Source organism: Roseovarius sp. MS2 (assembly GCF_051447875.1).
In the GTDB taxonomy this organism is placed as follows: Bacteria; Pseudomonadota; Alphaproteobacteria; order Rhodobacterales; family Rhodobacteraceae; genus Roseovarius; species Roseovarius mucosus_A.
Genome location: NZ_JBKHVF010000001.1, coordinates 1003431 through 1020024, shown reverse-complemented (window position 1 = coordinate 1020024; position 16594 = coordinate 1003431). Strand labels below are relative to the sequence as shown.

Sequence of the window (16594 nt, the reverse complement as noted above, 5' to 3'; positions counted from 1 at the left end):
AGCATCCGGCAGGCGCTGCAAACCGGTGCCACGACCTTACAAAATCGAGGGGGGTTTTGTAAGGTCTGTAAGGGGGCTCGCGGCCCGTTCCAATGCCGGATAGCGCAGCCCCAACGTGATGCCGCGCGCCACAAAACTGATCAACAACGCCAGCCACAGGCCGTGATTGCCCATCGACGGGGCCAACACTAGCGCCGCAACGATATAGACCAAAAGGCTCAACGCCATCATGTTGCGCATGTCGCGGGTGCGTGTAGCCCCAATGAAAACCCCATCAAGCATATAGGCCGCCAGCCCAAGAACGGGCGCAAGCGCCATATATATCAAATATTTACGTGCCTCTAGCTGCACCTCTGGTGCCTTGGCCATCAGGTCGATCAACGCCCCGCCAAAGCTGGCAAAGATGACTGCGAGGGCCACACAGACCACCACACCCCAGACGCTCGTCAACAGCGCCCCGCGCCGCAAATGGGCCACGGACCGCGCCCCAAACGCCTGCCCCACCAGCGCCTCGGCGGCAAAGGCAAACCCATCCAAGGCATGCGCGGTGATGCTCAGGAACTGCAACAGCACCTGATTTGCCGCCAGCGTGACATCGCCAAAATCGCTGCCCCAAAACAGGAATGAGATGAAAATAATCTGCAACATCAATGATCTAAGAAGAATGTCGCCGTTCACCGACGCCATGTTTTTCAGCCGCTCACGATCAAACACCCGCGGCCAGTCGCACCACGCGGGTACTGCAAAGGCATCGCGGCAAAACCAGAACCCCAGCGCCAGGCCGCCCCATTCTGCAATCACCGTTGCCCGCGCCACGCCCGCAACCCCCCAGTCGAGCCCCAGCACAAACCACAGATCCAAAAGGATATTTATGCCGTTCATGGCAACTTGCAGCAGCAAAACCGCCCGCGTGCGTTCCTGCGCGATCAGCCATCCGGTCATGCCGAACAGCGCAATCATCGCCGGCGCGCTCCAGACCCGGATCGCCATGTACTGCCGGGCAAGGGATTCGACCTCTTCGCTGGCTGGTGAAATCTGAAAAGCGGCCCAGAAAACAGGGACTTGCAGCGCAATGAGCGCGATACCCCCGGCAAAGCCGATCATCAGCGCCCGCGTCAGCAGGGCTGCCACCTCGCCCACCTGTCCTGCCCCTTGGGCCTGACTGGTCAGCCCCGTGGTGCCCATCCGCAAAAAGCCGAAAAGCCAATAAATTCCGGTAATTATGACCGCACCAATGCCCACTGCGCCAATCGGTGCTGCCGCGCCCATCTGCCCGACAACGCCAGTATCCACCGCACCAAGGATGGGCACCGTGGCATTGGAAATCACAATGGGTAGGGCGATTTTCAGAACACGGGCATGCGTGACCGCCCGCGCGACCTCAGCCATCGCGGCGCGGCATCAAGAAATGCCCGGTGGCTTGGGCAAAGGGACGGCTGCGATTGTCCTGCCACGCTTCGACGTGGACGCTGGCATAGCGACGGCCAGAGCGATTGACCTGTGCCCGTGCATAGGCATCACGCGGCAGGCCAGATCTTAGGTAATCCACTGTGAAATCAATGGTTTTTGGCAGTCGGGGCAGCTTGCCGCCGACAATCGCCTCGGGATCGAACGCACCACTTTCGATCTCTTCCCACAGCATCCCCCAGCTCAATCCGATAATCGCCGTGATCTCTAGAAACGCCGCTGTCGCGCCACCATGCAGCGCGGGCAAAAGGGGGTTGCCAATCAACTTTTCCTCAAACGGCATCACGGCGGTCAACTCATCCCCCCGCCGATCAAACTGCACCCCAAGAAATCCGATATAGGGAACCCCCGCAACCAAGGCTTTCAGCGCCGCATCACGCCGCTGTTTGACAACCTGCACAGGTTCAGGACGGGCACGGGCCATCATTTGCCCTCCACGGTAAAGGTGCCAGTGGCCGTCGCCACCGGGCGCGCCTCATCCTCATCCATCGCACGCGCCCGCACAAACGCCACAGAACGCGTGATATGGTAGCATTCCGCATGCGCGCGAATGCGCTGCCCCGGTGTTGCCGGGCGCATATAGTCAATGCGCAGATCAATTGTCGCCGTGCCGCCGGGCGATGCTGGATGGCTCATCGCCGCCGCCCCGCAACAGGTGTCCATCAGGGCCGAAACCGCCCCACCATGGATTACCCCCGTCTCGGGATCGCCGACAAAGCGCGGATCATAGTCCATCTCGATCTCGGCCTGTCCGTCACCCATGGACACGAGCCGCATGCCAAGCGCACGCGCATGCGGCAGGGCCTGCATGAATTGCTGTGCGATTTTGGTTTTGGCGTCGGTCATGGTATCCCTCACGGATCGTGCTGTCGTCTTTATGATCCCTAATCCACACAAGCTGCAAGAGCACCGGTTGCAAGGGCTGCGTCTTGGTCCTAACGTCTGAGCAACAGGAGGGCTTGCCATGTCGGATAAGAAACTATCCTTCAAGGAGATGTGTGCGACCTATGATGTTACACCGCGCACCCTGCGATATTACGAATACATCGAGCTTTTGGAGCCAGAGCGCGATGGGCGCGCACGATATTACGGCCCGCGTGAATGCGCGCGCATGACGCTGATCCTGCGCGGCCGCAAATTCGGATTTGCCTTGGAAGAGATTCGGCAATGGCTTTTGATCTACGAGAAAGAAGGCACTGATGCGCAGATGCGCAGCTGGATTGAATTGGCCGATCGTCAGCTTGCGGGACTAGCCGAACAACGTCGTCAGATTGACGAAGCGATGGCCGAATTGAAGAAATTGCGCGACGACACCGCCGCGAGCCTTGGCTGAGCGGGTGACGTCGGGGCAAGAATATTTCCACTTTGCCCCGCTTACCTTGCCTTATCTTACGTCAACTTGAAAGTGACGCGACGTAGTGGTTACGTAAAGCCATCCGGCTGTTGTAACCATACTCCATGATCCGCAGATTGTCGGCAAATGTGCTGTGACATGGGTAAACTGATGACCGACGATATGATGACCATTCGCCAGATGTGCGAAGCGTTCGATGTAACGCCCCGCACTCTACGCTTCTACGAGGCCAAAGAACTGCTCTCGCCCCGCCGGGTTGGGCAGAAACGGCTCTTTACCCGGCGCGACCGGGCGCGGCTGAAACTGATCCAACGCGGCAAGCGTTTCGGGTTCAGCCTCGAGGACCTGCGCCAGTTGCTCGACCTCTACGACAAAGGGGATCAGCAACACAGCCAGATTGCCCGCGCCTATGATGTGGCACGGATGCGTCTGGCCGAAATGGAGAAACAGCGCGACGAGCTGGAGGCTGCAATCTCTGAGCTGCGCGAACAGATGACATGGGGCGAGCGTATGCTGGCCTCGCTCAAGACTAGCCAAAAAGCCGCCGAGTAATCCGGTCCGGCACCTGTTTTAGGGAGAGAGACATATGCCAAGCTACACCGCCCCCACCCGCGACATGCAATTCGTGTTGCACGAGGTGCTGAACGTGTCTGAGCAGACCACGCCCGGCTATGCCGAGCTTGAGCCCGACTTTACCAAGGCTGTGTTGGAAGAGGCGGGCAAGATTGCCTCTGAGGTGCTGATGCCGCTCAACGCCGTGGGCGATACCGAGGGTTGCGTGTTAGAAAACGGTGTGGTGCGCACGCCCAAAGGGTTCAAAGAGGCGTTTGAGCAGATGAAAGAGGGCGGCTGGACCGCGCTCGACCTGCCCGAGGAATTCGGTGGGCAATACATGCCCTATATCCTTGGCACAGCAGTGGGCGAGATGTTCTCGGCCGCCAATCAGGCCTTTACCATGTATCAAGGTCTGACCCACGGCGCGGCCTCTGCGATCCTTGTGCATGGGTCCGAGGATCAAAAGGCCACCTACCTGCCGAAAATGGCCAATTGCGAGTGGACCGGCACCATGAACCTGACCGAGCCGCATTGCGGCACCGATCTGGGCCTGATGCGCACCAAGGCCGAGCCGCAGGGCGATGGCAGCTACAAGCTCACCGGACAGAAGATCTTTATCTCGTCGGGCGAGCATGACATGGCCGACAACATCATCCATCTGGTGCTTGCCAAAATCCCTGGCGGCCCCGAGGGGATCAAAGGCGTGTCGCTTTTCATCGTGCCGAAATTCATTGTCAAAGAAGACGGTAGCCTTGGCGACCGCAATGGCGTGACTTGCGGCAAGATCGAAGAAAAAATGGGGATTCATGGCAATTCCACCTGCGTGATGAACTATGACGGGGCGACCGGCTGGCTCTTGGGGGAAGAGCACAAGGGCATGCGCGCCATGTTCACCATGATGAACGAGGCGCGGATCGGTGTGGGCATGCAGGGTCTTGCACAGGCCGAGGTCGCTTATCAGAACGCGCTCGCCTATGCCAAGGACCGGCTTCAGGGCCGCGCCGTGACCGGCACCGAAAACCCCAATGGCCCCGCCGATCCGCTGATCGTGCATCCTGACATCCGTCGCTCGCTGATGGATCAAAAGAGCTTTATCGAGGGCGCGCGCGCTTTCATGCTCTGGGGTGCGGAGCTGATCGACCGCTCGCATCGCGGCAATGACGCCGCCGCGGAAGGTCTGATTTCGTTGATGACGCCGGTGATCAAGGGCTTTCTCACCGACGAAGGCTATGACATGACCGTGCTCGCGCAGCAGATTTACGGCGGCCACGGCTATATCGAGGAATGGGGCATGTCGCAATTCACCCGCGACGCCCGCATCGCCATGATTTACGAAGGTGCCAATGGCGTTCAGGCGCTTGATCTGGTGGGGCGAAAGCTCGCGCAGGATGGCGGCAAGCATGTCATGGCCTTCTTCGAACTGGTCAAAACCTTCCTCAAGGAAAACGAAGGCAATGAGGCGCTGAAGGCTGATTTCCTCGATCCACTCAAGGCGGCCTCTAAGGACCTGCAAGCTTCGGCCATGTTCTTCATGCAGAATGGGATGAAGAACCCCAACGCGGCGCTGTCCGGCTCTTATGACTTCATGCACCTCTTTGGCCATGTCTGCCTTGGCCTGATGTGGGCAAGGATGGCGAAATCGGCCCATGCTGCGCTAGAGGCGGGAACGTCGGACGAGGCGTTTTACAAGACCAAGCTGGCGACCGGCCGCTTCTACATGAAGCGCCGCCTGCCTGCGACGGCCCTGCATCTGGCACGCATCCAGAGCGGTGCTGATACGGTCATGGCGCTCGAGGCCGAAGCGTTCTGAGGAGAAACCGCTAGGGGAGGAGGGACAGATGCCGAAACGCTTTCGCCTCACGCGCCGCTTCAACGCGGCGATGACTGAGGATGGCTACCGCCGCCTGCGCCGATTTGCGCAGGACTCGGGGCTGGATGAGGGCGAGGCGCTGTCCTTTCTCTTTGAGAATTTCGATAGCGTGATCAATGAAGAAACCTTTGCGCATCGCCTCAGGCTCTTCAATTCCGAGCTTGAGGCGCGCAAACGCTAAGGCGGCAAAGGGAAGGGAGGCCCGGCCATGACGTGGATGACAGACGAGCATCAGATGCTCTCCGAAATGACGGCCAAATTCATCACCGATGCATGGCGGCCGCATTTTGCCCGTTGGCGCAAGGCGGGGATCATGGACCGCGACTGCTGGCTCGAGGCGGGGGCTTTGGGCCTGCTCTGCCCCTCTATCCCCGAGGAATACGGTGGGGCTGGCGGTGATTTCGGCCATGAAGCGGTGATCTGCATGGAACAGGGCCGCGCCAATCTGGCAAGCTGGGGCAATCCCATCCATTCCGGCATCGTCGCGCATTATATCCTCGCCTATGGTTCGGAGGCGCAAAAGCAGAAATGGCTGCCCAAAATGGTGTCGGGCGAGATGGTCGGTGCGCTCGCCATGACAGAGCCGGGTGCCGGATCGGATGTGCAGGGCATCAAGACCCGCGCCATTCAGGACGGCAACGCTTATCGGCTTTCGGGGCAAAAGACCTTTATCACCAACGGCCAGCATGCCGAACTGATCATCGTTGCGGCCAAGACCGACCCCAAGGAAGGGGCCAAGGGCATCTCCTTGGTGGTTGTGGAAACCGAAGGCGCGCAGGGCTTTGCGCGCGGGCGCAATCTCGAAAAGGTCGGGATGCATGCGGGGGATACGTCCGAGTTGTTTTTCGACAATGTCGAAATCCCGCCGGAGAACATCCTTGGCGGCGAAGAAGGGCGCGGGTTTTATCAGATGATGCAGCAACTGCCGCAGGAACGTCTGATTATCGCCTGTGGCGCGCAGGGGGCGATGGAGGGTGCAGTGGAACGCACCATCACCTATTGCAAGGAACGCGAGGCCTTTGGCGGCCCGATCCTGCAATTCCAGAACACCCGCTTCAAATTGGCGGAATGCCAGACCAAAACCGCCGTCTGCCGTGCTTTCTTAGATGCCTGCATCACGGAACACATGCGCGGCGACCTTAGCGTTGAAAAGGCTGCGATGGCGAAATACTGGCTGACCGACAGCCAAGGCGAGGTGCTGGATGAGTGCCTGCAACTGCATGGCGGCTATGGCTATATGCAGGAATATGACATCGCCGAAATGTGGGCAGATGCCCGCGTACAACGCATCTACGGCGGCACCAACGAGATCATGAAAGAACTGATCGCGAGGGCGCTGTGAGGATTGGGGCGGCGGTCAGCATGGCACAGTCGCAGCCGGGGGTTTCACACCCCCGGACCCCCGTGGAGTATTTCAGCCATGATGAACCACGGGCCGCGCTTTCACTGTTCCCAGAATATTCAAATCCAACGCCCGACATGGGCGAAACGCCGGGAGGGCACATATGACCATCAACCTCTACTGCTTTGGCGAGAGCGGCAATGCCTACAAGGCGGCGCTGGCGCTTGAGCTTTCCGGTCTCGACTGGACGCCGGTCTATGTCGATTTCTTCGGCGGCGAGACGCGGCAGCCCGCCTTCCGTGAGATCAACGTCATGGGCGAGGCACCTGTGCTGGTCGATGGCGACGTGACCCTGAGCCAATCGGGCGTCATGCAGATGTATATCACCGAGAAGACCGGAAAATTTGGCGGCACCACACCGGAAGAGGCGCGTGAGGTGATGCGCTGGATGTTCTGGGACAATCACAAGCTCAGCTCTCAGGCGGGCATGACGCGGTTCCTGATTAACTTTCTGCCCGAGGACAAGCGCCCGGAGGCGGTGATCCCCTTTGCCCAAGGTCGTCTCAAGGCGGCCTATACAACGCTCGACACGCACCTTGCGGGGCGCGACTGGATCGTTGGGGAGGCGCTGAGCAATGCGGATTTGAGCTGTTGCAGCTACCTTTACTATCCAGAGCCCTTCGGTTTTGACCGCAAGGATTGGCCCAATATCGACCGGTGGCTGGATAACATCAGCGCCACGCCCGGCTGGAAACACCCCTATGACCTGATGCCCGGCAGCCCCGCTGACCGCGCCTGAAAGAAGGAGACCGATATGTCTGACGCCTATATCTACGACACCCTGCGTACCCCACGAGGCAAGGGCCGCAAGGATGGCGCGCTGCACGAGGTGACGGCTGCGCGCCTAAGCGCACAGGTGCTCAATGCGCTGAAATCCCGCAACGGTCTTGATGGTCACGCTGTCGAGGATGTGATCTGGGGCAATGTCACGCAGGTGATGGAGCAGGGTGGTTGCCTTGCGCGGACTGCCGTTCTCGCCTCTGATCTGGACGAGAGCATCCCCGGCCTTGCCATCAACCGCTTTTGCGCCTCTGGCATGGAGGCGGTGAACCTTGCCGCCAACCAGATCAAGGGCGGGGCCGGTGAGGCCTATATCGCGGGCGGGGTGGAGATGATGGGCCGCGTTGCCATGGGCAGCGACGGGGCGGCGATTGCCGTGGACCCGTCGATTGCGATGGACACCTATTTCGTGCCGCAAGGCATTTCGGCAGATATCATCGCCACCGAATACGGTTTTAGCCGCGATGAGGCGGACGCCCTCGCCGTGGAATCGCAGCGCCGGGCCAAGGCGGCCTGGGATGACAAGCGTTTCTCGAACTCCATCATCGAGGTGCAGGATCAGAACGGCCTGACCATTCTTGACCATGATGAGTATATGCGCCCGGGCACCGATATGCAGACACTGGGCGCGCTCACCCCGGCCTTTCAGGCAATGGGCGAGGTGATGCCGGGCTTTGATACGATCGCCAAGATGAAATATCCCCATCTGGAGCGGATCAATCATATTCACCACGCGGGCAATTCATCCGGCATCGTCGATGGTGCGGCAGGGGTGCTGATCGGGTCCAAGGAATTTGGCGAGAAATGGGGCCTTAAGCCGCGCGCGCGGATCGTGCAGACCTGCAAGATCGGCACGGACCCAACGATCATGCTGACCGGCCCCGTACCGGCCACGCAGAAAATTCTTGCCGACAGCGGCATGTCGATTTCCGACATCGAGCTTTTCGAGGTGAACGAGGCCTTTGCATCGGTGGTTCTGCGTTTTCAGCAGGCGTTCAATGTCGACCCAAACCTTGTGAACGTAAACGGTGGATCCATCGCCATGGGCCATCCGCTGGGGGCCACGGGCGCGATCATCATCGGCACGCTGCTGGATGAGTTGGAGCGCACGGGCAAGGGCACCGGCCTTGCCACGCTTTGCATCGCCTCTGGCATGGGTGCCGCCACCATCATCGAACGCGTGTAAGAGGAGCTGACCAAGATGACTGATTTCACAATTCAAAAACACGCCGATGGCGTCGCGATCATCACCTGGGACACGCAGGGCAAGTCGATGAACGTGATGAACGCGCAAGGGTTTCTCGACCTTGAGGCGCTGATTGACGACGCGCTGGCCGATGATGCCGTCAAGGGCGTGATCCTCACCTCGGGCAAGCCGGGCTCGTTTGCGGGCGGTATGGACCTCAATATTATCGCCAAGATGCGCGATGACGCGGGCGACAACCCTGCAAAGGGGCTTTTTGACGGGGTGATGGGGATGCACGCCATCCTGCGCAAGATCGAGCGCGCGGGCATGGACCCCAAGACCAACAAGGGTGGCAAGCCGATTGCGGCGGCGCTGCCTGGCACGGCACTTGGCATCGGGCTTGAGATTCCGCTCGCCTGCCACCGGATCTTTGCCGCTGACAATCCGTCTGCCAAGATTGGCCTGCCCGAGATCATGGTGGGGATTTTTCCCGGGGCGGGTGGCACTACGCGGCTTGTGCGCAAGCTGGGCGCGATGGCCGCCTCGCCGCTCCTGCTCGAGGGCAAGCTCAACGACCCGAAAAAAGCCAAAGCCGCCGGTGTGGTGGATGAGGTGGTGCCCGCCGATCACCTGATCGAAAAGGCCCGCGAATGGGTGCTGAGCAATCCCGAAATCGTCAAACCCTGGGATGACAAGGGCTATAAAATGCCCGGCGGCGCGCCCTATCACCCGGCGGGCTTCATGACCTTTGTCGGGGCCTCTGCCATGGTCAATGGCAAGACCCAAGGCGCGTTTCCGGCGGCCAAGGCGCTGCTCTCTGCGGTTTATGAAGGCGCGCTCGTGCCCTTTGACACCGCTCTCAAGATCGAGGCGCGCTGGTTCGTCAATGTGCTGATGAACCCCTCGTCCAGTGCGATGATCCGCTCGCTCTTCATCAACAAGGAAGCGTTGGAAAAGGGTGCCAACCGCCCCGATGTGCCCGATCAGCGCGTGAAGAAAGTTGGCGTCATGGGGGCCGGCATGATGGGCGCGGGCATCGCGCTTGTCTCTGCCATGGCGGGCATGCAAGTGGTCCTGATCGACCAGAAACAGGAGGCCGCGGACAAGGGCAAATCCTACACCGCCGATTTCATGGATCAGGGGATCAAGCGCGGCAAGGCCACAGCCGAGAAGAAGGCGGCGACGCTTGATCTTATCACCGCCACTACGGATTACGCAGCGCTCAAAGGGTGCGATTTGATCATCGAGGCGGTGTTCGAGGACCCTGCCGTCAAGGCCGCAGTCACCAAAGAGGTGCTCAAGGTTGTGGGTGAGGACTGTATCTTTGCCACCAACACCTCGACCCTGCCGATTTCGGAACTGGCCAAGGCGTCTGACAATGCTGAGAATTTCATTGGCATACATTTCTTCTCGCCGGTGGAAAAGATGATGCTGGTCGAGATCATCAAAGGTCAGAAAACCGGCCCCCGCGCCGTCGCCAAGGCGCTCGACTATGTCCGGCAAATCCGCAAGACGCCGATCGTGGTCAATGATGCCCGCTTCTTTTACTGCAACCGCTGCATCATTCCCTATATCAACGAGGGTCTACGCATGGTGGCCGAAGGTGTGGCGCCCGCGCTTATCGACAATGCCGCGCGGCAGCTTGGCTTTCCGGTGGGGCCGCTGCAACTGGTCGATGAGACCTCGATTGATCTGGGTGCCAAGATTGCCCGCGCCACCAAGGCCGCGATGGGCGACGCCTATCCGGATGCCGCCGTGGATGAGGTCATCTTTTACATGGAGGGCGAGGGGCGTCTGGGGCGCAAATCCAAGGCTGGCTTCTTTGACTATGACGACAAGGGCAAGCGTCTAGGGTATTGGCCGGGGCTGGCCGCCCAATACCCCCGCGCCGCCGAACAGCCTGACCTGCACGAGGTTCAGCAGCGTTTGATGTTCGCTCAGGTGCTCGAAGCGGTTCGCGCGCTTGAGGAGGGTGTTCTTGAGGACATCCGCGAAGGCGATGTGGGGGCGATCCTCGCTTGGGGTTTTGCGCCGTGGTCGGGTGGACCGTTTGCTTGGCTCGACATCATTGGCACGCCCTATGCCGCAGAGCGGTGCGATCAGTTGGCCGAGCAATTCGGCCCGCGTTTCGCAACCCCCAAATTGCTGCGTGAGATGGCCGACAAGACCCAGAGTTTTTATGGGCGCTTTGGTGGACAGGCGGCGGCAGCCTGACCATAGTAAAAAGCCCGGCGCGCCTTGTTCGAGCGCGCCGGGCTTCTTCTTGGATCAAATACTCATAATCTTTTCTTTGGCTGATCCCAGAGAGGCGTACGAGGCTATGCGCTCAGAGTGGCACAAAGGCATCCTGATTGCCGCTATATTGCTCCAGTGCACCAGAACCTATTTCATGCCAGAGCCCATGCAGCGTCAGCACGCCCTCTGACACGGCTTTGGCGACAAACGGAAACGTCATCAGGTTCTCAAGCGAGATCACCACCGCCTGCTTTTCCAGCGCATTCATCTGGGCATCGGCGTCAGCCATATCCTTGACCCGCTCATAGCCTGGCCGCAGGATGTCAAGCCACCGACCGACAAAGCTGGTCTGCTTGTCCAGTTCCGGCGCATGGCCCGAGCACATATCAAGACATCCCTTGACCCCGCCGCAGGCGGAATGACCAATCACGATCACATGCGCCACCTTGAGCGCTGTCACCGCATATTCCACTGCCGCCGAAGTACCGTGCTGGGCGCCATCACTCACATAGGGCGGGACAAGGTTGGCGATATTGCGATGAATAAAGAACTCTCCCTGATCTGCGCCAAAGATCGAGGTCACGTGCACCCGGCTGTCGCAACACGAAATCACCATGGCGCGCGGGTGCTGACCCTGCTGCGCCAGATGCCGATACCACGACTGGTTCTCGGTATAGCTTGTGGCCTTCCAGCCATGAAAGCGGTGCACCAGATAAGCGGGCAGGGGGCGGGCGTGTTCCATGGTCTCTCCCGGGGTTTGGGCAATCGACTGGTCAATAGTCGGGATTCGCCTCGAATTCGAGGGACAATTTGCGCTGCCGGAAACCATTTGGGAACCGCGACAATGTCATTCTGCCCGCGCCGTGGGGGCAGAGTGAACATGACAACGTGGGTGAGAATGTGGAACAGGTGACATTGCTGAAACAACAAGAGCAGGTGCGGCTCGACGCGCATCGGCTTGCGGCCCTCTATTTGCAACTGGGCGATAGGAATGCCGAGGATGTCGTGTGCCGTGCGCTTGAGGAACTGGCGGCGCGGCTCACGCATGCTGAGCGGCTTTACCGCGAGGGGCAAATGGCCGATCTGCGTAAATGTGTGCGTAGCCTGATCGCAATTGCGGATCAAATCGGCATGCTGCACCTGGCACGGGTGGCGGGGGATGTGACGGGTTCTATCGACGCGGGCGATGCCAACGCACTTGCCGCGACCTTTGCACGGCTTTTGCGGATTGGCGAAGGCTCACTCTGCGAAATCTGGGATATGGCGGACCCGCTCAATTAGCGGGATCAATTGACGGGTTGCAGGCGGCGTAATCGTGGCTAGGCTGGCGCGCAATACTCCTGCCAAAAGGTCTGCCAGAATGAGCCTCAGATTCGCTGCTCCCGACACGCCCGCCCTGCCGCTGCATCTTGTAGCTGAGGAGGCCCTTGAGGGGTGGCTTGCAGGGCAAACGCCCGAAGTTGCGGCATGGGTGCGCGCCATGGGGTTCACGGGTGCCCTTGGGCGCGTGCTGGTTGTGCCCGATGCGGCGGGTGGGATTGCCATGGGTTTGGGCGGTTACGGATCGGCGACGTCGCGCGCACGGGGGCGGTTTCATCTTGCCGGGATTGCCGCGGCCTTGCCTGCGGGCACCTACCGCGTTGCAGGCCTGCCCGAGGATCAGGCCGAGACCGAGGCGCTTGGCTGGCTCTTGTCGCACTATGCCTATGAGCGCTATCGCGACCAATCCCCGGCCAAGGCAAGGCTTGTTGCGCCCGAAGGCGTCGATGCGGCACGGTTGGAAATCATCGCGGCGGGCGAGGCGCTGACCCGCGACCTCATCAATACCCCCGCGAATGATCTTGGCCCCGATGCGCTTGAGGCGGCATGTGCCGCCATCGCCGATCAGCAGGGCGCGCGCGTGACCTGCGTGCGGGGCGAAGATCTGCTTGCCCAGAACTTTCCGCTGATCCACACGGTTGGGCGCGCCTCGGCTGTGGCCCCGCGCCTCATGGAAATGCGGTGGGGCAAGACGGGGCCTAAACTGACGCTTGTGGGCAAAGGCGTTTGTTTCGACACGGGCGGGCTCAATCTCAAGCCCGGCTCTTCCATGGGCCTGATGAAAAAGGACATGGGCGGGGCTGCTACGGTGCTGGGGCTGGCGCATATGATCATGGCGCTCGGCTTGCCGGTGCAGTTGCGTGTGCTCATTCCGGCGGTGGAAAACGCGGTGGCCGGCAATGCGTTTCGCCCCGGCGACATCCTGACCGCGCGCAATGGTCTGACGGTCGAGGTCAACAACACCGATGCCGAGGGGCGGCTGGTGCTGGCCGATGCGCTATCCTATGGGGCCGAGGATGCACCCGATCTGATGATCTCCATGGCCACCCTCACCGGGGCAGCGCGCGTGGCGCTTGGGCCGGACCTTGCGCCCTATTACACTGACGATCCCCGCTTTGCCGGGGCACTCGAGGCCGCCGCCGCGCGCGTGGCCGATCCGGTTTGGCGCTTGCCGTTTCACACGCCTTATGAGGCGATGATCGAGCCGGGCATCGCTGATCTTGACAACGCGCCCTCGGGCGGATTTGCAGGCTCGATCACCGCTGCGCTTTTCCTGCGCCGCTTTGCGGGTGGGCTGAACTACAGCCATTTCGACATCTACGGCTGGACGCCCTCCGCCGCCCCCGCACGCCCCAAGGGAGGCGTCGGCATGGGCGCGCGCGCGCTTTTGGAGGCGCTGCCAGAGGTGCTGGGGCTGTGACCACACCCTGCTTGATTGCCTTGCCTCTCGTTGACCTATTGCGCGGCCCCGACGGCCCGCGCGATCGACAACTTCTGATGGGTGAGGGTGTCACGGTGCAGTCGATCGCTGATGAATGGGCAGAGGTTACAGCCATCCGCGACGGCTATTCGGGTTTTGTGCCTGACTCGGCGCTGACTGAGGGGACAGTTACCCACCGCGTCAGCGCCCGCGCCACGCATCTCTATCCCGCGCCGGATTTCAAGACCCGCGAGCGCTTCAGCCTTAGCCATGGTGCGCGGCTTCAGGTGCTTTCCCAACAAGGCCGATTTGCCGAAACGCCGCAGGGATACGTCCCGCACGCCCATCTGTCATCGCTGGACGTGCTCGACCCTGATCCTGTCACCGTGGCCGAAACCCTGCTGGGCACGCCCTATCTCTGGGGTGGAAATTCCAGCTTTGGAATTGATTGTTCGGGGTTGGTGCAGGCGGGGTGTCTTGCGTGTGGCATTGCCTGCCCGGGCGACAGCGGACCGCAAGAGCAAAGCCTTGGCGCGCCTTTGTCTGAATCCGCCCCCCTCCAACGCGGCGACCTCCTCTTCTGGCGTGGGCATGTCGCATGGGTGTCTGATCCCGCCACGCTCCTCCATGCCAACGCGCATCACATGGCCGTTGCCTATGAACCCATAGCGGATGCCATTGCCCGCATCACCGCGCAGGGGGGCGGCCCCGTCACCTCTCGCAAACGCCTGAAAGGACTGTCATGACCTCTGATCCCTTCTTTCACCCGATTTCCGGGTTTGAGCTGCCGCGCTTTGCCGGTGTGCCCACATTCATGCGGCTGCCCTATGTGCCCAACGGGCATGAGCGCTACAAGGATGTGCAAATTGGCCTGATCGGCGTGCCCTGGGATAGCGGCACCACCAACCGGCCCGGCCCCCGCCATGGCCCTCGCCAATTGCGCGATGCCTCGACCATGATCCGCGCGCAGCATCCGACATCCGGCATGCGCCCGTTCGAGGCGGTGAATTGCGCCGATCTGGGGGATGTGGGGCCAAACCCTGCGGATATCATCGACAGTATGCGCCGGATTTCCGAGTTCTACGATACGGTCACCGGTGCGGGGATCATACCGTTGACCGCAGGCGGGGATCACCTCACGACCCTGCCGGTGCTGCGGTCGCTGGCCCGCCGCGCGCCTGTGGGCATGATCCATTTCGACAGCCATACAGACCTCTATCACTCCTATTTCGGTGGCACGATGTATACTCATGGCACGCCGTTCCGTCGCGCAGTCGAAGAGGGGCTGCTTGATCCAAAACGCGTCGTGATGATCGGCCTGCGCGGCACGATGTATGACACCGAAGATCGCGATTTCGCCGCGGCTGAGGGTATACGCCTGATCCTGATCGAGGAATTTCACGCCCGTGGCCCCGAAGATGTGATGGCCGAGGCGCGTGAAATTGCAGGCGATGGTGACACCTACGTCAGCTATGACATCGACTTTGTTGACCCAACCTTTGCCCCCGGCACCGGCACGCCCGAGGTGGGGGGCCGAACAGCTATCAGGCATTGCAGGTCGTGCGCGGGCTGCACGGGGTCAACATCATCGGTGCCGATCTGGTCGAAGTGTCGCCACCGTTTGACGCCTCTGGCGGCACGGCATTTCTAGGTGCGTCGATCATGTTTGAGCTGCTCTGTGTCATGGCGGGGCAACACGCCGAGGGGTAAGGCCCCAACAGATCACACATGACGCATGGTTTGGCGGCGCGCTCCGCCAAACCCTTTGGAATCCGTGCGCGAATCCTATATGGGATCATATCCCAGCCCGAACCGCGACAGGCCCATGACCCAAACTGCCCCCATTACACAGGATGTGCTGACCATCCCCCGCAAGCTGCCCGACGGGCCGATCAACCTGGTGGGGTTAACGCGCGATGCGCTGCGTGAGGTGCTGATCGCGCATGGCACGCCCGAAAAGCAGGCCAAGATGCGGGTCAATCAGATCTGGCAGTGGATCTATCAATGGGGTGTACGTGATTTTCATGCCATGACCAATCTGGCCAAAGCCTATCGTGCCCAATTGGCCGAAAACTTTGTGGTGACAATCCCGGAAGTCGTGAGCAAGCAGGTCAGTGCCGATGGTACGCGCAAGTATCTGGTAAGGATCGCGGGCGGCCATGAGGTCGAGGTGGTCTATATCCCCGAAACCGATCGCGGCACGTTGTGCATTTCCTCTCAGGTGGGCTGCACGCTCACCTGTTCGTTTTGCCACACCGGCACGCAGAAACTGGTGCGCAACCTGACGGCGGGTGAGATCATCGGTCAGGTGATGCTGGCGCGTGATGACTTGAACGAATGGCCCAAACCGGGCGAGCCTGCAGGCGAGCGGCCCCGCCTTATCAGCAATATTGTCCTGATGGGCATGGGCGAGCCGCTCTATAATTTCGACAATGTGCGCGATGCCATGAAAATCGCCATGGATGGTGAAGGGATTTCCCTGTCACGCCGTCGTATCACGCTCTCGACCTCTGGTGTTGTGCCCGAGATCGCCAAGACGGCTGAGGAAATCGGATGTTTGCTGGCTGTCAGCTTTCACGCCACTACGGATGAGGTGCGCGATACTCTGGTGCCGATCAACAAGCGATGGAACATCGCCACGCTGCTGGACACGCTGCGCGAATATCCGCGCCTGAGCAATTCCGAGCGGATCACCTTTGAATATGTCATGCTCAAAGGTGTCAATGACAGTGATGCCGATGCCCGCCGCCTTGTTCAACTGATCAAGGGCATTCCGGCCAAGATCAACCTTATCCCATTCAACGAGTGGCCCGGCAGCCCGTATCAACGCAGCGATTGGGAGCGGATCGAACGCTTTGCCGACATCATCTACAAGGCTGGGTATGCCAGCCCGATCCGAACGCCCCGTGGCGAGGATATCATGGCCGCCTGCGGCCAGTTGAAATCCGCCACCGAACGCTCCCGCAAATCCCGCGCGCAGATCGAGGCCGAGGCAGGGCTTTAGC

At 60.6% G+C, this 16594-nt stretch carries 16 protein-coding genes and 1 pseudogene; 13 read left to right on the top strand and 4 right to left on the bottom strand.

Going from position 1 to position 16594, the window contains the following annotated elements; translation table 11 throughout:
- Positions 1 to 36 precede the first annotated feature (36 nt).
- The 3 genes from ACLGGT_RS05105 to ACLGGT_RS05095 are packed head-to-tail and all read right to left on the bottom strand — an operon-like array spanning position 37 to position 2313.
- Positions 37 to 1389, bottom strand: coding sequence for an MATE family efflux transporter (locus tag ACLGGT_RS05105; protein WP_219435769.1), 1353 nt, complete (start codon positions 1387 to 1389; stop codon positions 37 to 39).
- Entirely contained in the window at positions 1382 to 1891 is a 510-nt protein-coding gene (locus ACLGGT_RS05100) for a PaaI family thioesterase (RefSeq protein WP_037296845.1), read from the bottom strand. The genes ACLGGT_RS05105 and ACLGGT_RS05100 overlap by 8 nt, the downstream gene beginning before the upstream one ends.
- The gene (locus ACLGGT_RS05095; RefSeq protein WP_008279618.1) at positions 1891 to 2313 is read right to left on the bottom strand and encodes a PaaI family thioesterase; all 423 of its coding nucleotides are present in this window, start codon (positions 2311 to 2313) and stop codon (positions 1891 to 1893) included. The genes ACLGGT_RS05100 and ACLGGT_RS05095 overlap by 1 nt, the downstream gene beginning before the upstream one ends.
- A gap of 118 nt (positions 2314 to 2431) precedes the next feature.
- On the opposite strand from ACLGGT_RS05095, the gene ACLGGT_RS05090 reads away from it, so the two are divergent.
- The 8 genes from ACLGGT_RS05090 to ACLGGT_RS05055 all read left to right on the top strand — a co-directional run bounded on the left by ACLGGT_RS05090 (position 2432) and on the right by ACLGGT_RS05055 (position 10828).
- A complete protein-coding gene (locus ACLGGT_RS05090) occupies positions 2432 to 2800 on the top strand; it encodes a MerR family transcriptional regulator (protein WP_008279617.1) in 369 nt (122 codons plus the stop codon).
- A gap of 171 nt (positions 2801 to 2971) precedes the next feature.
- Positions 2972 to 3373 carry a MerR family transcriptional regulator gene (locus ACLGGT_RS05085; RefSeq protein ID WP_037296838.1) on the top strand — a complete coding sequence of 134 codons (402 nt, stop codon included), beginning with the start codon at positions 2972 to 2974 and terminating at the stop codon, positions 3371 to 3373.
- Between the two features lie 34 nt (positions 3374 to 3407).
- Positions 3408 to 5186: an acyl-CoA dehydrogenase C-terminal domain-containing protein gene (locus ACLGGT_RS05080; RefSeq protein ID WP_008279614.1), complete on the top strand. Its 1779-nt coding sequence runs from the start codon at positions 3408 to 3410 to the stop codon at positions 5184 to 5186.
- A 28-nt stretch (positions 5187 to 5214) separates the two neighbouring features.
- Positions 5215 to 5427 carry a hypothetical protein gene (locus tag ACLGGT_RS05075; protein ID WP_037270221.1) on the top strand — a complete coding sequence of 71 codons (213 nt, stop codon included), beginning with the start codon at positions 5215 to 5217 and terminating at the stop codon, positions 5425 to 5427.
- Positions 5428 to 5454: 27 nt separating this feature from the next.
- The gene (locus ACLGGT_RS05070; protein WP_437195183.1) at positions 5455 to 6588 is read left to right on the top strand and encodes an acyl-CoA dehydrogenase family protein; all 1134 of its coding nucleotides are present in this window, start codon (positions 5455 to 5457) and stop codon (positions 6586 to 6588) included.
- 163 nt (positions 6589 to 6751) lie between these two features.
- Positions 6752 to 7387, top strand: a complete 636-nt coding sequence (locus tag ACLGGT_RS05065) for a glutathione S-transferase family protein (RefSeq protein WP_375554671.1) — start codon at positions 6752 to 6754, stop codon at positions 7385 to 7387.
- A gap of 15 nt (positions 7388 to 7402) precedes the next feature.
- Positions 7403 to 8614: an acetyl-CoA C-acetyltransferase gene (locus ACLGGT_RS05060; RefSeq protein ID WP_437195182.1), complete on the top strand. Its 1212-nt coding sequence runs from the start codon at positions 7403 to 7405 to the stop codon at positions 8612 to 8614.
- 15 nt (positions 8615 to 8629) lie between these two features.
- Positions 8630 to 10828 carry a 3-hydroxyacyl-CoA dehydrogenase NAD-binding domain-containing protein gene (locus ACLGGT_RS05055; RefSeq protein ID WP_375554672.1) on the top strand — a complete coding sequence of 733 codons (2199 nt, stop codon included), beginning with the start codon at positions 8630 to 8632 and terminating at the stop codon, positions 10826 to 10828.
- A 112-nt stretch (positions 10829 to 10940) separates the two neighbouring features.
- Here the strand turns inward: ACLGGT_RS05055 and ACLGGT_RS05050 are convergent, their stop codons facing one another.
- The gene (locus tag ACLGGT_RS05050) at positions 10941 to 11591 is read right to left on the bottom strand and encodes a carbonic anhydrase (RefSeq protein WP_437195181.1); all 651 of its coding nucleotides are present in this window, start codon (positions 11589 to 11591) and stop codon (positions 10941 to 10943) included.
- A gap of 158 nt (positions 11592 to 11749) precedes the next feature.
- Between ACLGGT_RS05050 and ACLGGT_RS05045 the strand changes: the two genes are divergently transcribed.
- From ACLGGT_RS05045 to rlmN, 5 genes and pseudogenes are all read left to right on the top strand, one after another.
- A complete protein-coding gene (locus ACLGGT_RS05045; RefSeq protein ID WP_219435785.1) occupies positions 11750 to 12130 on the top strand; it encodes a hypothetical protein in 381 nt (126 codons plus the stop codon).
- Positions 12131 to 12209: 79 nt separating this feature from the next.
- Positions 12210 to 13589 (top strand): leucyl aminopeptidase family protein, encoded by a 1380-nt coding sequence (locus tag ACLGGT_RS05040; protein ID WP_437195179.1) that lies wholly within the window; start codon positions 12210 to 12212, stop codon positions 13587 to 13589.
- Complete coding sequence (locus tag ACLGGT_RS05035; RefSeq protein WP_437195178.1) at positions 13586 to 14335, top strand: C40 family peptidase; 750 nt, start codon at positions 13586 to 13588, stop codon at positions 14333 to 14335. Before ACLGGT_RS05040 ends, ACLGGT_RS05035 begins: the two co-directional genes overlap by 4 nt.
- Positions 14336 to 14403: 68 nt before the next feature.
- Positions 14404 to 15299, top strand: a pseudogene (gene speB / locus ACLGGT_RS05030) (agmatinase).
- Between the two features lie 115 nt (positions 15300 to 15414).
- Positions 15415 to 16593, top strand: a complete 1179-nt coding sequence (gene rlmN / locus ACLGGT_RS05025; protein WP_008279602.1) for a 23S rRNA (adenine(2503)-C(2))-methyltransferase RlmN — start codon at positions 15415 to 15417, stop codon at positions 16591 to 16593.
- Position 16594: the final 1 nt, after the last annotated feature.

Coding starts and splice junctions, on each gene's coding strand:
- ACLGGT_RS05070 (WP_437195183.1), top strand. CDS start 5,455: ATGACGTGGATGACAGACGAGCATCAGATGCTCTCCGAAATGACGGCC.
- rlmN (WP_008279602.1), top strand. CDS start 15,415: ATGACCCAAACTGCCCCCATTACACAGGATGTGCTGACCATCCCCCGC.
- ACLGGT_RS05105 (WP_219435769.1), bottom strand. CDS start 1,389: ATGGCTGAGGTCGCGCGGGCGGTCACGCATGCCCGTGTTCTGAAAATC.
- ACLGGT_RS05095 (WP_008279618.1), bottom strand. CDS start 2,313: ATGACCGACGCCAAAACCAAAATCGCACAGCAATTCATGCAGGCCCTG.
- ACLGGT_RS05090 (WP_008279617.1), top strand. CDS start 2,432: ATGTCGGATAAGAAACTATCCTTCAAGGAGATGTGTGCGACCTATGAT.
- ACLGGT_RS05065 (WP_375554671.1), top strand. CDS start 6,752: ATGACCATCAACCTCTACTGCTTTGGCGAGAGCGGCAATGCCTACAAG.
- ACLGGT_RS05085 (WP_037296838.1), top strand. CDS start 2,972: ATGACCGACGATATGATGACCATTCGCCAGATGTGCGAAGCGTTCGAT.
- ACLGGT_RS05050 (WP_437195181.1), bottom strand. CDS start 11,591: ATGGAACACGCCCGCCCCCTGCCCGCTTATCTGGTGCACCGCTTTCAT.
- ACLGGT_RS05080 (WP_008279614.1), top strand. CDS start 3,408: ATGCCAAGCTACACCGCCCCCACCCGCGACATGCAATTCGTGTTGCAC.
- ACLGGT_RS05060 (WP_437195182.1), top strand. CDS start 7,403: ATGTCTGACGCCTATATCTACGACACCCTGCGTACCCCACGAGGCAAG.
- ACLGGT_RS05075 (WP_037270221.1), top strand. CDS start 5,215: ATGCCGAAACGCTTTCGCCTCACGCGCCGCTTCAACGCGGCGATGACT.
- ACLGGT_RS05100 (WP_037296845.1), bottom strand. CDS start 1,891: ATGGCCCGTGCCCGTCCTGAACCTGTGCAGGTTGTCAAACAGCGGCGT.
- ACLGGT_RS05040 (WP_437195179.1), top strand. CDS start 12,210: ATGAGCCTCAGATTCGCTGCTCCCGACACGCCCGCCCTGCCGCTGCAT.
- ACLGGT_RS05055 (WP_375554672.1), top strand. CDS start 8,630: ATGACTGATTTCACAATTCAAAAACACGCCGATGGCGTCGCGATCATC.